We start from the raw sequence: 13504 nt of genomic DNA on the forward strand, positions 1-13504 counted from the left end.
CGCCTACGCTTGCCCGGTGCCCACCCCCTTGCGCCCCGCTGCGCGCCTGGCCCCCGCCCTCGTCGCCCTCGTGCTCGGCGCCACGCTGCTGCCGGCGGCCCCCGCCGCGGCCCGCCCCGCCGGCGACACGCTCTTCCCGCAGCAGGGCAACAGCGGCTACCAGGTGCGCAGCTACGACGTCGCGATGGACTACCAGCCGCTGACCAACCGCGCCGACGCCACGGTGCAGGTGCGCGCGAGCGCCCGGCGCACCCTCGACTCCTTCCACCTCGACTTCTCCGGGCCGCGCGTCACCGAGGTGCTGGTGGACGGCGTCGCGGCGCGGCACCGGCGTACCGGCGCCCACGAGCTGGTCGTCACCCCCGACGAGCCGGTGCGCCGCGGTCGGTTCACGGTGTCGGTCTCCTGGAGGGGCGTGCCGCCCGAGCACACCGACGCCGACGGCAGCACCGAGGGCTGGGTGCGCACCGCCGACGGCGCGATCGCGCTGGGCGAGCCCGTGGGCGCGATGACCTGGCTGCCCTCCAACAACACCCCGGGCGACAAGGCCCGCTTCCACTACGAGATCACGGTGCCGACCGGCTACGAGGTCGTGGCGAACGGCGACCTCGTGGGCCGCGAGGAGACCGCGGCGTCGACCACCTGGGAGTGGGACGCCCGCGACCCGATGGCCACCTACCTCGCGATGGTCGCGATCGGGCAGTTCGACGTGCACGAGTCGGAGACCACCTCGATCGACGGCCGGACCCTGCCGATCTGGTCCTTCACCGACGTCACCACCGGGGACGCCGCGAAGGCCCGGGCGGCCCTGCCCGAGATCATCGCCTTCGGCGAGCGTCTCTACGGGCCCTACCCCTTCACCTCCGCCGGCCTCGTCGTCGACGACGCCCGGGTCGGCTACGCGCTCGAGACCCAGACCCGGGCCTTCTACCCGCCGGGCGCGGCGACCACGTCGACGGTGGTGCACGAGGTCGCCCACCAGTGGGTCGGCAACGCGGTCACCCTCACCGACTGGCACGACATCTGGCTCGCCGAGGGGTTCGCGGCCTACACCGAGTGGCTCTACGACGCCGAGCACGGCGGCCCCCGACCCGGCGAGCGGTTCCAGGCGCTCTACGACCGACCCGCCTCCGACGACCTGTGGAGCCCCGCCCCTACCCGGTTCACCGACCCCGCCGACCTGTTCGGCCAGCCGGTCTACGTCCGCGGCGCGATGACCCTGCACGCGCTGCGCCGCGAGGTCGGCGACCGCGACTTCTTCGCCGTCCTGCGGGCCTGGACCACGCGGCACCACGACGCCAACGTGCGCACCGCCGACCTCGTGCGACTCGCCGAGCGGGTCTCGGGCGAGGAGCTCAGCGGGCTATTCCGCGACTGGTTGGTGCATGACGGCAAGCCGCGGGGCTACTGAGCGGCCGGGGCGGCACTACTGGGGGACGCCGGCGCGGTAGACGTCGCGCACCAGCGGCACCCCGGGCCGGTAGGCCAGGTGCACGTGGCTGGGCGCGTCCAGCACCACCAGGTCGGCCCGTCGGCCCGCCACGAGCGCCCCGACGTCCTCGCGGGCCAGGGCCCGGGCCCCGCCCAGGGTCACCGCGCGCACCGCCTCGGCGGGCGTCATCCCCATCTCGCGGACCGCGAGCGCGACGCAGAACGGGATCGAGCTGGTGAAGCACGAACCGGGGTTGCAGTCGGAGGCGAGCGCGACCTGCACGCCGGCGTCGAGCAGGGCGCGGGCGTCGGGGTAGGGCTGGCGGGTGGAGAACTCCACGCCCGGCAGCAGCGTGGCGATGGTGCCGCTGTCGCGCAGCGCGTCGACGTCGGCGGCGTCGAGGTGGGTGCAGTGGTCGACCGCGACCAGCCCCAGCTCGCAGGCCAGCTGCACCCCCGGGCCGGGACCGAGCTGGTTGGCGTGCAGGCGACCACGCAGGCCCACGGCGGCGCCGGCCTCGAGGACGGCCCGGGCCTGGTCGGCGTCGAAGGCGCCGCGCTCGCAGAACGCGTCGATCCAGCGGGCGTGCGGCGCGGCGGCCTCGAGCATCGGGCCGGTGACCAGCGCGACGTACGCCGCCGGGTCACCCGCGTGCTCGGGGGGCACGACGTGGGCGCCGAGGAAGGTGGTCTCCTCGGTGAGCCGGCGGGCCACGGCGAGCGAGCGGGCCTCGTCGTGGACGCTGAGTCCGTAGCCGCTCTTGATCTCGACGGTGGTGGTGCCCTGGCGGCGCATCTCCGCGACGAGCCCAGCGGCGTGCGCCAGCAGCTGCTCGTCGCTGGCGGCCCGGGTGGCGGCCACCGTGGTGCGGATGCCGCCGGCGGAGTAGCTCTCGCCGGCCATCCGGGCCGCGAACTCGGCCGAGCGGTCGCCGGCGAAGACCAGGTGGCTGTGGCTGTCGACGAAGCCGGGCAGCACCGCCCGCCCGCCGAGGTCGACCGCGGCGTCGGCGGCGGGTGCGTCGGCGGCCGCACCGACCCAGGCGACGTGGTGGCCCTCGATCACCACCGCGGCGTCGTGGACCAGCCCGAGCACACCGCCCTGCTCGAGGCGGGCGGGGTCGTTGGTGCTCAGCTCGGCGATGCCGGTCAGCAGGAGCGAGGCCATCAGGAGTCCTTCCAGAGCCGGTCGATGACGGTGGCGAGATCGCGCCCGATCTCGGGCAGCCGGTCGCGGGTGTGCACGAGGCGACCGTCCACGACGACCTGCGTGACGTCGGCACCGGTGGCAGCGAACACCGCGGTGTGCTCGTCGGCGCCGGTGCCGGCGGTGCGGGGGCCGACGGTGTCGAGGGTGACCAGGTCGGCGCGGGCACCGACCCGGAGGGCTCCGGCGTCGGCGAACCCGAGCGCGTCGTGGCGCAGCCCCGCCTCCAGCAGCTCGGCGCCCGCCCAGTGCCCGCGACGCCGGCTGACCAGCCGCTCGTCGAGCTCGACCGCCCGCATCTCCTCGAAGAGGTCAACCACGGCGTGGCTGTCCGAGCCCAGCGTCAGCGCGCTGCCGGCCTCGTGGAGCGCCCGGGCCGGTCCGACGCCGTCGCCGAGGTCGCGCTCGGTGGTCGGGCAGAAGCACGCGCGGGTGCGGCTGGTGCCGAGGGCGCGCACGTCGGCGGCGTCGAGGTGGGTCGCGTGCACGGCGGAGGTCGCCGGGCCCAGCACCCCCGCCTCGGCCAGCACCTGCGTGGGCGAGGCGTCGTACGCCGCTCGGCAGGCGTCGTTCTCGGCGACCTGCTCGCTGAGGTGCACGTGCAGCGGCCGCCCGCGGGCCGCCTCGACGACCGTCGGGAGCTGGTCGCGGGGCACGGCGCGCACCGAGTGCACGGCCGCGCCGACGACGACGTGGTCGTCGGCGCCGGTGGCGGCGTCGAGGGCCTCGACCCGCTGGGCCCACCGATCGGCGTCCCCGTCGGTGTAGCGGACCTGGGCTCCCTCGACCGGGGCACCGAACCCGGAGGAGAGGTAGCAGGTGTCGAGCAGCGCGATCCGCAGCCCGGCACGGCGCGCGGCCTCGACCAGCACCAGGCCGGTCTCGTTGGGCTCGGCGTAGGCCCGGCCGTCCGGGGCGTGGTGCAGGTAGTGGAACTCCCCGACCGTCGTGATCCCGACGGCCACCATTTCGCGGTAGAGCGCCGTGGCCAGGTCGAGGTGGTCGTCGGGGTCCAGCCGACCGGCCAGGTCGTACATCTGCTCGCGCCAGGTCCAGAACGTCCCGCCCCCGCGCTGGGTGCGCCCCCGCAGCGCCCGGTGGAAGGCGTGGCTGTGCTGGTTGGCCAGGCCGGGGAGGGTGAGGCCGGGGACCCGCGCGGTTTCCCCGGGTACCCGGGGAAACCGTAGGCGAGAGGGTGTTGCAGCACCCGAACCCCTACGGGATCCCCCCAACGCCTCGACCCTGGTGAACCGGCCCGCCTCGATCTCGACCAGGACGTCGTCCACGACCCGGTCCTCGACCCAGGCGCGCTCGAGCAGGTACGACGACACCGGCCCACTCACCGGCCCACTCACCGGCACAGCCGCTCGAGGGTGTCGGCGAGGGCGTCGACGCCGACCAGGCAGTCGGGCACCGTCGCCGACTCGGCCGGGGAGTGCGAGACGCCGGAGGGGTTGCGCACGAACAGCATCACCGTGGGGATGCCCGCGGTCGAGAGGACGCCGGCGTCGTGGCCGGCCTGGGTGGGCAGCACCGGCCAGTCGCCGACAGCGTGGTCGCCGGCGACGTGGCGGGCCAGGGCGGGGTCGAAGGTCACCAGCCCGGACACGGACTCCGCGACCACCCGCACCGCGGTGCCGTCAGTCTCGGCGCGCTGCTGGGCCCGGCGCTCCACGGCGGCGACGAGCTCGGAGAGCGCGGCCTCGTCCTCGCAGCGGGCGTCGAGCCAGCCGGTGACCCGCGAGGGCACGGCGTTGGTGCCGTTCGGCTCGACCTCGATCCGGCCGAACGTGGCGCGGGCCCCGGTGAGACGGGCCTGCTCGTCGGCCGCCAGCGCCGTCATCGCGTAGGTGAGCATCGGGTCGGCGCGGTCCTCCATCCGCGTGGTGCCGGCGTGGTCGGCCGTGCCGGTCATCTCGAACCGGTAGCGCCCGTGCGGCCAGATCCCGCTCGCCACCCCGATCGCGTGGCCCAGGTCGACCAGCGCCCGGCCCTGCTCGACGTGCAGCTCCACGAACGTGGTCACCCCGGCCAGCAGGTCGCGGGCGTCGCCGGCGCCCGGGTCGAGCCCGGGCAGGTCCACCGCGGCCAGCGCGTCGGGCAGCGCCACCCCGTCCCGGTCGCGCAGCTCGCGCGCGTGCTCCCAGGTGGTGGCCCCGGTCAGCAGCCGTGAACCCAGGCAGGCCAGCCCGAAGCGCGAGCCCTCCTCCTCGACGAACACCGAGACCCCGATCGGGCGCGAGGGCACCACCCCGCGCTCGCGCATCCGGTCCACCGCCGCGAGCGCGGAGACCACGCCGAGGGGGCCGTCGTACGCGCCGCCGTCGAGGACGGAGTCGAGGTGCGAGCCGGTCAGCAGCCGCTCGTCAGGCCGGGTCGCGTGCTCCTCGCCCCACCAGCCCACGAGGTTGCCCAGGCCGTCGCCCTCGAGGCGCAGCCCCCGGGCGGTGCAGGCCTCGACGAACCACGACCGCAGCTCGCTCTCGGCCGTGCGGAACGGCTGGCGGAAGTAGCCGCCGCTCTGCGCCGAGCGTCCCACCGGGCTGAGCGCGCCCCACATGGCCTCGAAGTCATCAGCCACGGTGCCATCTGCCTCTCGACTCGCTCTGCTCCCGCTGCTCACAGCCATAATCAGCGCCATGGAGTTCCAGGACGTCGTCCGTCGCCGCCGGATGGTGCGCAACTACGCCGAGCGGCCGGTCGAGCGCGCCCAGGTCGACCGGATGCTCGACAACGCCACCCGCGCGCCCAACGCCGGCTTCAGCCAGGGCTGGTCGTTCCTGGTGCTCGACACCCCCGACGACGTACGCCGCTTCTGGCGTGCGACCTCCGACGACGTCGACGCACCGGACCGCTGGCTGGCGGGGATGATGCGCGCGCCGGTCGTGATCGTGCCGTGCAGCAGCCGCGCGGCCTACCTCGACCGCTACGCACAACCCGACAAGGACGGCACCCGGCGTCGCAACGGCTCGCCGGCGGGCGACCCGTGGACGGTGCCCTACTGGCACATGGACGCGGCGATGGCCAGCCTGCTGATCCTGCAGACCGCCGTCGACGAGGGCCTGGGCGCCTGCTTCTTCGGGCTGCCGCCGCACCGCGAGCCCGAGGTGCGCGACGAGTTCGCGATGCCCGACGACGTCGACCCGATCGGCGTGATCACCGTCGGACACCGCGCCGAGGACCCCGGCAGCACGGGGTCGCCCGCCAGCCGCCGACGCCGCCCCACCGACGACGTGGTGCACCGGGGCGGCTGGGGCTGAGCGCGGATGGCAGGAGGACACGCCCCCAGTCCAGCCACCCGCCCGCCCCCGGTCAACGACCCCCACCGCCCTGCTGTCTCGGATGCGAGACCCGCCTCCCGGCCGCCCGAAACCACCGCGTTCCGCCGCGCCGGACACCCCGCGCGGCGTAGCCTGCCGCCGGTGACCTTGAGGGAGGGCGCGGAGCAGCACCGCGCGGTGGGCAAGCTGCAGGCGCTGGTGCGGATCCCGACGGTGAGCCACCGCGACCCCGCACAGGTCGACACGGCGGCCTTCGACGCCTTCCTCGAGGAGCTCGAGCGGCAGTTCCCGCTGCTCCACGAGCACCTGCACCTGACGCGGGTGCACACCCACGGCCTGCTCCTCCACTGGCGCGGGTCCAGCGACGAGCGCCCCGTGGTGCTGATGGCGCACCTCGACGTGGTCCCCGTCGAGGGCGAGTGGCAGCACCCGCCCTTCTCGGCCGCGATCGCCGACGGCTGCATCTGGGGCCGCGGCACCCTCGACGACAAGGGCTGCCTGGTCGGCATCTGCGAGGCCGTCGAGACCCTCCTGGAGCGCGGGCACACCCCCGCCCAGGACCTGTGGCTCTCCTTCGGCTGCGACGAGGAGGTCTTCGGGCTCGCCGCGCCCCTGGCCGTCGCCGAGCTGCGCCAGCGCGGCGTACGCCCGTGGTTCGTGCTCGACGAGGGCGGCGCGATCGCGTCCGAGGCGTTCCCCGGCGTGGGGGCGCCGATCGGGGTCATCGGGGTCACCGAGAAGGGCACCACCTCGGTCGAGCTGCGCGCGGAGGGCCGCGGCGGGCACGCCTCCACCCCGGCGCGCAACGGCCCGACCGCCCGGATCGCCCGCGCCATCACCGCCCTGGAGAGGGCCCCGCTGCCGGCGAGCCTGCCCGGCCCCACCATCGAGCTCTTCCGCCGGCTGGCCCCGCACGCGCCGCTCCCGCTGCGCCCGCTGATGGCCCGCGCCGACCGGCTGCGCCCGGTGCTGACCCGCGCCCTGCTCGCCGCCGGCCCCGAGACCGCCGCGATGGCGCGCACCACGGTCGCCGTGACCACGCTGTCCGGCTCCCCGGCGCTCAACGTCATCGCCAGCACCGCCCGCGCCGGGGTCAACCTGCGCCTCATGGTCGGCGACACCGTGTCCGACGTGCTGGCCCACGTGCGGCGCACCGTCGGCGACGGCGTCGAGGTGGACGTCCTCGAGTCGGGCGAGGCCAGCCCCGTCTCGCCGTACTCCGTGGTCGACGGCGCCGGTGGCTACACCGAGGTCGACGAGGCGTTCGCGCTGCTCGAGGACACCATCACCGAGGTCTTCCCCGACGCCGTGCCGGCGCCGTACGTGATGATGGCCGCCACCGACTCGCGCCACTTCACCGCGATCTGCGAGCGCGTCTACCGCTTCGCGCCGTTCCGGATGACCAAGGCGCAGCGCGAGTCGATCCACTCCTACGACGAGCACCTCGGCGTCGAGGCCTTCCTCGACGGCGTCGACTGGTACCGCCGACTCATCGAGAGGCTCCCGTGACCACGACTCCCCCCGCCCCGACCCGGTCCGGCACCACGCCCGGCGTCCGCGGCCTGGCCACGCTCGTCGGCTTCCTCGTCGTCGTGGAGCTGGCCAGCGGCATCCTGCAGGGCTACTACACGCCGATCTTCAGCGACATCGCGGCGCACCTGGGCATCCAGGACGCCGACGTCAACTGGTTCGAGGCGGCCCAGCTGCTGGTGTCGGCGCTGTGCGTGCCGCCGCTGGCCCGGCTGGGCGACCTGGTGGGGCACAAGAAGGTGCTGCTGATCTCGACCGCGGTGACCGCGGTCGGCTCGTGGGGGGTGGCGTTCGCGCCGTCCTTCGAGACCTTCCTCGTCGCCTGGGCGCTCCAGGGCTTCTACGTCGTCTGGCTGCCACTGGAGGTCGCGATCATCTACCGCCGCACCGCCGGCACCGGGCGCCAGGGCGTGCTGACCCGGCGCTCGGCCGCGGTCCTGGTCGGGGCCCTCGAGCTGGCCGTCATCATCGGCGCGCTCACCTCGGGGACGCTCGTCGAGGCCACCTCGATGACGGTGCTGCTCGCCCTGCCTGCGGTCGTGGTCACCGTGTGCTTCGTGGTGATCTGGGTCGGCATCGACGACACCCCCGGCGAGGCCACCGGCGGGTTCGACTGGCCCGGCCTGGGCCTGGTCACCACCGCACTGCTGCTGGTGATGGGGGGCCTGATCGCGGTCCGTCTCCAGGGCCCCGGCAGCCTCCTGCCGTGGCTGCTGATCGGCGCCGGCCTGCTGGTGCTGGTGCCGTTCCACCGCGTCGAGGCAGCGCGCGCCGACCCGATGATCGACGTGCGCCTGCTGGCCACGCGCGGGCAGTGGCCGGTGCAGCTGACCGCGTTCCTCTTCGGCATCTCCGTGCTCGGCGCGCAGATCCCCCTGTCCACCTTCGCGCGCACGGACCCCGAGGTGACGGGCTACGGGCTCGGCGCGGACGCCGCCTTCGTCTCCACGCTGGTCGGCGTCTACGTCGTCTTCCTCGCCATCGGCGCCCTCACGCTGCCGCTCAGCGCGCGCCTGCTCGGCCCCCGCGGCGCGCTGGTCGGCGGCGCGCTGCTGGTGGCGCTGGGCTACGGGCTGTTCCTGCCCTTCCACGACTCCACGACCCAGACGCTGCTCAACATGGCGATCGCCGGCCTCGGCTCGGGCGCCCTGGTCGCCGCGCTGCCGGCCACCGCGGCGGCCGCGGCCCCGGCCGACCGGACCGGATTCGCGACCGGGATGACCAACGCGACCAAGACCGTCGGCGGCGCCTTCGCCAGCTCGGTGTTCGCGATCGCCCTGGCCTCGACAGGGTCCCTCGACGAGCCGGGCGCCGGGCAGGCCCCGCTGTCGGGCTACCTGACCGTGTGGGCGATCTGCTCGGTCTCGGCCGTCGCCGCCGCGCTGGTGCTGCTGATGATGCCGCGTCCGGTCGAGGCCGGGCCCGAGGCGGCGGTCGACGTGGTGCCGGTCCTCTGACCACCTGTCTGGGTACCCGGGCTCACGACTGACCGGGCGTCCACGGGGCAGGCTGTGCCCATGGACTCGCAGACCGGCCCCACCCCGACGACGTACGGCGCCGCGCCGCCGACCGCCCACCCCGCCCAGGTCCGCACGGCCTACCGGATCGCGGCGTGGATCGTGCTGGCGCTCAGCGCCCCCGTGCTGGTCGGCGCGGTGGTCCTGTGCGTGTACGCCGCCACCGACCCCGGCGAGTACTCCTCCTTCGGCTACCTCTTCGCCCTCTTCCTGCTGGTGCCCATGGGTGTGGCCCTGTCGCTGCTCGCGGCCGCGCACTGGCTGCGGCACCGCTCCCCCGTGTTCTCGCTGGTGCTGGCCTGCGTCGCGGCGGCCGGGATGACGTGGCTGGCGCTCGGCGCCCTCAGCATGCTGGTCCCCATGTGAGGCCGCCGCCCGGCTCGGTCGACCGCTCGCCACGCGGCTCCCCCGCGCCCGCCGGCGCGGCGTACGCGGTGCCGGCGCTGCTGGCCCTGGTGCCCAGCTGCCTGGCCCTGGCCGGGGCCGTCGCCCTGTCGGCCCGCGCCTGGGTCGACACCGACCCGTGGGCGGGCGTGGGCTTCGTCTACGCCGTCATCATGGCGGCCCCCGCGCTGACGTCGCTGACCCTGCTCGTCGTGGCCCACCGGTCGCGGCGGCACAGCCCCGGCACGAGCCAGGCGCTGGCCTGGACCGCCCTCGCGGTGATCGGACTGGCCGGCCTCGCCGCGGTCGGACGGCTCGGGTGGGCTGCCTAGGATCGGGTCAGGGAGGTGGTGACCATGTCCGACCCGTCCGACCACTCCGAGCAGCCCCGGCGCGCAGACGGCGCGCCCCCCGCCGACGCCTCGCACACCGCCGACGAGATCGAGCGCCAGAAACGCAGCGGCGAGAGCGCGGCTGCGGCGCGGATCGGCAACCAGGCGTTGTGGGTCGACCAGCAGATCCGGGTGGCGATGGCCCAGGGCGAGTTCGACGACCTGCCCGGCAGCGGCCGACCGATCGCGGACCTCGGCACCGAGCACGATCCCGACTGGTGGGTCAAGCGGCTGGTGGAGCGCGAGCAGATCACCGGTGTGCTGCCGCCGAGCCTGCAGCTGCGCCGCGACGACGCCGGGCTCGACGACCTCCTCGACGCGCTCACGGTCGAGAGCGAGGCCCGCCGCGAGGTCGAGGACTTCAACGCTCGCGTGATCCGGGCGCGCTACACCGTCGTCGACGGCACGCCCCCGCTCATCACCATGCCGCGCGACGTCGAGGCGACCCTCGGCGCCTGGCGCGAGCGGCGTACGGCGCGGGTGGCGGCGATGCGCGCCCAGGCCCAGGCTCAGGCCGCCGCGGCCCGGGCTCCCCGCCGCCCCTGGTGGCGCCGCCACCCCTGACCGCCGAGCGGTCACTTTCGCACCACCGAGCGGTCAGTTCTGCACCCTCGAGCGGTCACTTTCGCACCACCGAGCAGTCAGCTCTGCACCCTCGACCGGTCAGCTGCGTACGACGCCCGGTCGCGGCCGCGGACCCACCGGAGCCGCCCGAGGTGCAGATGTGACTGCTCGCAGGTGCAGAGCTGACCGGTCGGTGGTGCAGAAGTGACTGCTCGTGCGGGGACCAGCACCATCCCGTTCACTGTCAGATCGGTCATACCCAGGGGTAACCGAGCGCTGCTACGTTCTCGCGCATGCCCAGCTCCCACCGCAGCGCCAAGGACTTCTTCCGCCCTCTCGCCGTCGGCGCACCGACCCCGCCGACCGAGATCCCGGCCCGCCCGAGCCGCGCGATCCACTTCTTCGACCCCAGCAACGCGAAGATGGCGGCGAAGATCCCGCAGATGGTCGGCAGCGTCGACGTGCTGCTCGGCAACCTCGAGGACGCGGTCAAGGCCGACAACAAGCTGGCCGCCCGCGAGGGCCTGGTGAAGATCGCCCAGGAGACTGACTTCGGGCCCACCCAGCTGTGGACCCGCATCAACGCGCTGGACAGCCCCTGGGTGCTCGACGACCTGACCACCCTGGTGCCCGCGATCGGGCACAAGCTCGACGTGATCATGGTGCCGAAGGTGCAGGGCGCCGAGGACATCCACTACGTCGACCGGCTCCTGGCCCAGCTCGAGGCGAAGGCCGGGCTCGAGAAGCCGATCCTGGTCCACGCGATCCTCGAGACCGCGCGCGGCGTGGCGAACGTCGAGGAGATCTGCGGCGCCAGCCCCCGCATGCAGGGCCTCTCCCTGGGCCCGGCCGACCTCGCGGCCGACCGTCGGATGAAGACCACCCGCGTCGGCGGCGGACACCCCGGCTACCTGGTGCGCCAGGACCCGACCGGGTCCGGCGAGGACGCCATCAACGCCGAGCGCACGACGTACCAGCAGGACCTGTGGCACTACACGATCTCGCGGATGGTCGACGCCTGCGCCCTGCACGGCATCTACCCCTACTACGGCCCGTTCGGGGACATCGCCGACGTGGTGGCCTGCGAGGACCAGTTCCGCAACGCGTTCCTGCTCGGCTGCGTCGGCACCTGGAGCCTGCACCCGAAGCAGATCGCGATCGCCAACCGCGTCTTCAGCCCCAGCGTCGAGGACGTCACCCACGCCCGCCGCGTGGTCGCGGCCATGGGCGACGGCACCGGCGCGGTGATGCTCGACGGCAAGATGGAGGACGACGCCTCCCTCAAGCAGTGCCTGGTGATGGTCGACCTCGCCGAGGAGCTCGCCGCGATCGACCCCGAGCTGAAGAAGCAGTACGACGCGATCGAGCTGCCCGGAGAGAAGGCCTGAGATGTCCGACGTCACCCCCCTGCGCAGCGTCCTCTACATGCCCAGCTCCAACGAGCGGGCGCTGGAGAAGGCGAAGTCGATCCCCTGCGACGGGCTGATCCTCGACCTCGAGGATGCCGTCGCCCCCGACGCGAAGCCCGCCGCCCGCAGCAGCGCCGCCGCGGCGGTCGCCTCGGGCGAGTACGGCCGGCGCACCGTGACCATCCGCGTCAACGGCATCGGCACCGAGTGGCACGACGACGACCTGGTCGCCGCCGCCCAGGCAGGCCCCGCCGGCGTCGTGGTGCCGAAGGTGAACAGCGCCGAGGAGGTCCGCACCCTCGTCGCGGCCCTCGAGAAGGCCGGTGCGCCCGACCACACCCGCCTGTGGGCGATGGTCGAGACCCCCGAGGCGATCTTCAACGTCCGCGAGATCGCCGCCGCCTCCGACCGCCTGGCCGTGCTGGTGATGGGCACCAACGACCTGGTCAAGGAGCTGTACGCCGAGCACGTGCCCGGCCGCGCGCCCCTGCTGACCTCGCTGTCGCTGAGCCTGCTGGCCGCCCGCGCCGCCGGGGTGCAGATCCTCGACGGGGTCTACAACGACGTCAAGGACGCCGAGGGCTTCCTGGCCGAGTGCGCCCAGGGTCGCCAGATGGGCTTCGACGGCAAGACGCTGATCCACCCCGGCCAGGTCGCGCCCACCAACGAGCAGTTCGCGCCGTCGCCCGAGGCGGTCGAGGACGCCCAGGGCCTGATCCGGGCGTGGGAGGACGGGCAGGGCTCCGGCGTGGTGACCTACAAGAACAAGATGGTCGAGAACCTGCACGTGGAGTCCGCGCGCCGCACCCTGTCGATCCACGAGGCGGTCCAGGCCCTCGAGGGCTGAGGGCCGGCTCAGCCGGCGTCGAGGCGCGCCACCCGGCGCGCCCCGGCGGTGCGGCGGTAGGAGGCGTCGAGCAGCTCGGCGACCTCGTCCCAGTCCGAGTGCTCCAGGTCCAGGTCCACGCCGAGCCACCCCGAGGGCCCCAGGTAGGCCGGCACGAAGACCCGCGGGTCCTCGAGCAGTGCCTGGTGGTCGTCGGGGTCGGTCAGCACCATCACCGACTGCTCGTGCTGCACGTAGCTGCCGTCGACCTTGACGGAGCCGCCGTAGTAGGCGAAGACCTTGGTGGTGAAGAACGCCGGCCGGCCGTGGGAGACCTTCATGGCGGCGTCGGGCAGGGCCAGCGCGAGCGCGCGCACCCGGGCGAGCACCGGGTCGTCGTCGTCGAACATCTGCGGATGGGTCACGACCCCAGCCTGCTCGACCCGCGGGACGCCGTCCACCGGCCCCGCGGCCGGTGGGTGAGGATGGGCGCGTGCGAGCCGTCCTCCAGCGAACCCTGCGCGCCTCGGTCACCGTCGACGGCGAGGTCGTCGGCGCCACCGACGGCCCCGGCCTGCTCGTCTACCTCGGGGTCACCCACGACGACGGCCCGGCCGACGTGGCCTGGACCGCCCGCAAGATCTGGGAGCTGCGGGTGCTGCGCGACGAGCGCTCGGCCTCCGACCTCGGCGCACCGGTGCTCGTCGTCAGCCAGTTCACGCTGTACGGCGACACCCGCAAGGGCCGGCGCCCCACCTGGCAGGCGGCCGCCCCGGGCCCGGTCAGCGAGCCGCTCTACGACGCGGTGTGCGCCGAGCTCGAGCGCCTCGGCGCGCACGTCGAGCGCGGCCGGTTCGGCGCCGACATGGCGGTGGAGAGCCTCAACGACGGGCCCATCACGATGCTGCTCGACAGCCCACGCTGAGCGGCGTACCTGGTCTCGGGCGGCCTGATGCTTCATCG

14 protein-coding genes are annotated in these 13504 nt (G+C 74.3%); 10 read left to right on the plus strand and 4 right to left on the minus strand.

Annotation, left to right across the window (positions count from 1 at the left end):
* Positions 1-16: 16 nt before the first annotated feature.
* Complete coding sequence (locus I601_RS04770; RefSeq protein ID WP_068106973.1) at positions 17-1411, plus strand: M1 family metallopeptidase; 1395 nt, start codon at positions 17-19, stop codon at positions 1409-1411.
* Between the two features lie 15 nt (positions 1412-1426).
* On the opposite strand, the gene hutI is transcribed toward I601_RS04770, so the two are convergent.
* From hutI to I601_RS04785, 3 genes are read right to left on the minus strand one after another with little or no spacing between them, the layout of a single operon-like run.
* A complete protein-coding gene (hutI, locus tag I601_RS04775) occupies positions 1427-2599 on the minus strand; it encodes an imidazolonepropionase (protein ID WP_068106975.1) in 1173 nt (390 codons plus the stop codon).
* Positions 2599-3981: a formimidoylglutamate deiminase gene (locus tag I601_RS04780; RefSeq protein WP_237089553.1), complete on the minus strand. Its 1383-nt coding sequence runs from the start codon at positions 3979-3981 to the stop codon at positions 2599-2601. The genes hutI and I601_RS04780 overlap by 1 nt, the downstream gene beginning before the upstream one ends.
* A gap of 8 nt (positions 3982-3989) precedes the next feature.
* On the minus strand, positions 3990-5219 hold the full coding sequence (locus tag I601_RS04785; RefSeq protein ID WP_237089554.1) for an allantoate amidohydrolase: 1230 nt from the start codon (positions 5217-5219) through the stop codon (positions 3990-3992).
* Positions 5220-5277: 58 nt separating this feature from the next.
* Between I601_RS04785 and I601_RS04790 the strand changes: the two genes are divergently transcribed.
* The 8 genes from I601_RS04790 (at position 5278) to I601_RS04825 (ending at position 12562) form a co-directional block, all read left to right on the plus strand.
* The gene (locus I601_RS04790) at positions 5278-5898 is read left to right on the plus strand and encodes a nitroreductase family protein (protein ID WP_068106978.1); all 621 of its coding nucleotides are present in this window, start codon (positions 5278-5280) and stop codon (positions 5896-5898) included.
* Positions 5899-6060: 162 nt separating this feature from the next.
* Positions 6061-7428: a M20 family peptidase gene (locus tag I601_RS04795; RefSeq protein ID WP_237089555.1), complete on the plus strand. Its 1368-nt coding sequence runs from the start codon at positions 6061-6063 to the stop codon at positions 7426-7428.
* Positions 7425-8906, plus strand: a complete 1482-nt coding sequence (locus I601_RS04800; RefSeq protein ID WP_218917750.1) for an MFS transporter — start codon at positions 7425-7427, stop codon at positions 8904-8906. The genes I601_RS04795 and I601_RS04800 overlap by 4 nt, the downstream gene beginning before the upstream one ends.
* 60 nt (positions 8907-8966) lie before the next feature.
* Positions 8967-9332, plus strand: coding sequence for a hypothetical protein (locus tag I601_RS04805; RefSeq protein WP_068106980.1), 366 nt, complete (start codon positions 8967-8969; stop codon positions 9330-9332).
* The gene (locus tag I601_RS04810) at positions 9329-9682 is read left to right on the plus strand and encodes a hypothetical protein (protein ID WP_068106983.1); all 354 of its coding nucleotides are present in this window, start codon (positions 9329-9331) and stop codon (positions 9680-9682) included. Before I601_RS04805 ends, I601_RS04810 begins: the two co-directional genes overlap by 4 nt.
* Positions 9683-9706: 24 nt before the next feature.
* Positions 9707-10306 (plus strand): DnaJ family domain-containing protein, encoded by a 600-nt coding sequence (locus tag I601_RS04815; protein WP_084528008.1) that lies wholly within the window; start codon positions 9707-9709, stop codon positions 10304-10306.
* 293 nt (positions 10307-10599) lie between these two features.
* A complete protein-coding gene (locus tag I601_RS04820; RefSeq protein ID WP_068106984.1) occupies positions 10600-11694 on the plus strand; it encodes an HpcH/HpaI aldolase/citrate lyase family protein in 1095 nt (364 codons plus the stop codon).
* A gap of 1 nt (position 11695) precedes the next feature.
* Complete coding sequence (locus tag I601_RS04825; RefSeq protein ID WP_068106986.1) at positions 11696-12562, plus strand: HpcH/HpaI aldolase/citrate lyase family protein; 867 nt, start codon at positions 11696-11698, stop codon at positions 12560-12562.
* A gap of 8 nt (positions 12563-12570) precedes the next feature.
* Here the strand turns inward: I601_RS04825 and I601_RS04830 are convergent, their stop codons facing one another.
* Positions 12571-12966: an MmcQ/YjbR family DNA-binding protein gene (locus tag I601_RS04830; protein WP_068106989.1), complete on the minus strand. Its 396-nt coding sequence runs from the start codon at positions 12964-12966 to the stop codon at positions 12571-12573.
* A 68-nt stretch (positions 12967-13034) separates the two neighbouring features.
* Here I601_RS04830 and dtd point away from each other — a divergent pair, with 68 nt between their 5' ends.
* Positions 13035-13466, plus strand: a complete 432-nt coding sequence (gene dtd, locus I601_RS04835; RefSeq protein ID WP_068106991.1) for a D-aminoacyl-tRNA deacylase — start codon at positions 13035-13037, stop codon at positions 13464-13466.
* Positions 13467-13504 lie beyond the last annotated feature (38 nt).

The organism is Nocardioides dokdonensis FR1436, assembly GCF_001653335.1.
Classification (GTDB): Bacteria; Actinomycetota; Actinomycetes; order Propionibacteriales; family Nocardioidaceae; genus Nocardioides; species Nocardioides dokdonensis.

What these genes read in the sequence shown, in the direction of transcription:
- I601_RS04815 (WP_084528008.1), top strand. Translation starts at nt 9,707, where the DNA reads ATGTCCGACCCGTCCGACCACTCCGAGCAGCCCCGGCGCGCAGACGGC.
- I601_RS04805 (WP_068106980.1), top strand. Translation starts at nt 8,967, where the DNA reads ATGGACTCGCAGACCGGCCCCACCCCGACGACGTACGGCGCCGCGCCG.
- I601_RS04825 (WP_068106986.1), top strand. Translation starts at nt 11,696, where the DNA reads ATGTCCGACGTCACCCCCCTGCGCAGCGTCCTCTACATGCCCAGCTCC.
- I601_RS04820 (WP_068106984.1), top strand. Translation starts at nt 10,600, where the DNA reads ATGCCCAGCTCCCACCGCAGCGCCAAGGACTTCTTCCGCCCTCTCGCC.
- hutI (WP_068106975.1), bottom strand. Translation starts at nt 2,599, where the DNA reads ATGGCCTCGCTCCTGCTGACCGGCATCGCCGAGCTGAGCACCAACGAC.
- I601_RS04790 (WP_068106978.1), top strand. Translation starts at nt 5,278, where the DNA reads ATGGAGTTCCAGGACGTCGTCCGTCGCCGCCGGATGGTGCGCAACTAC.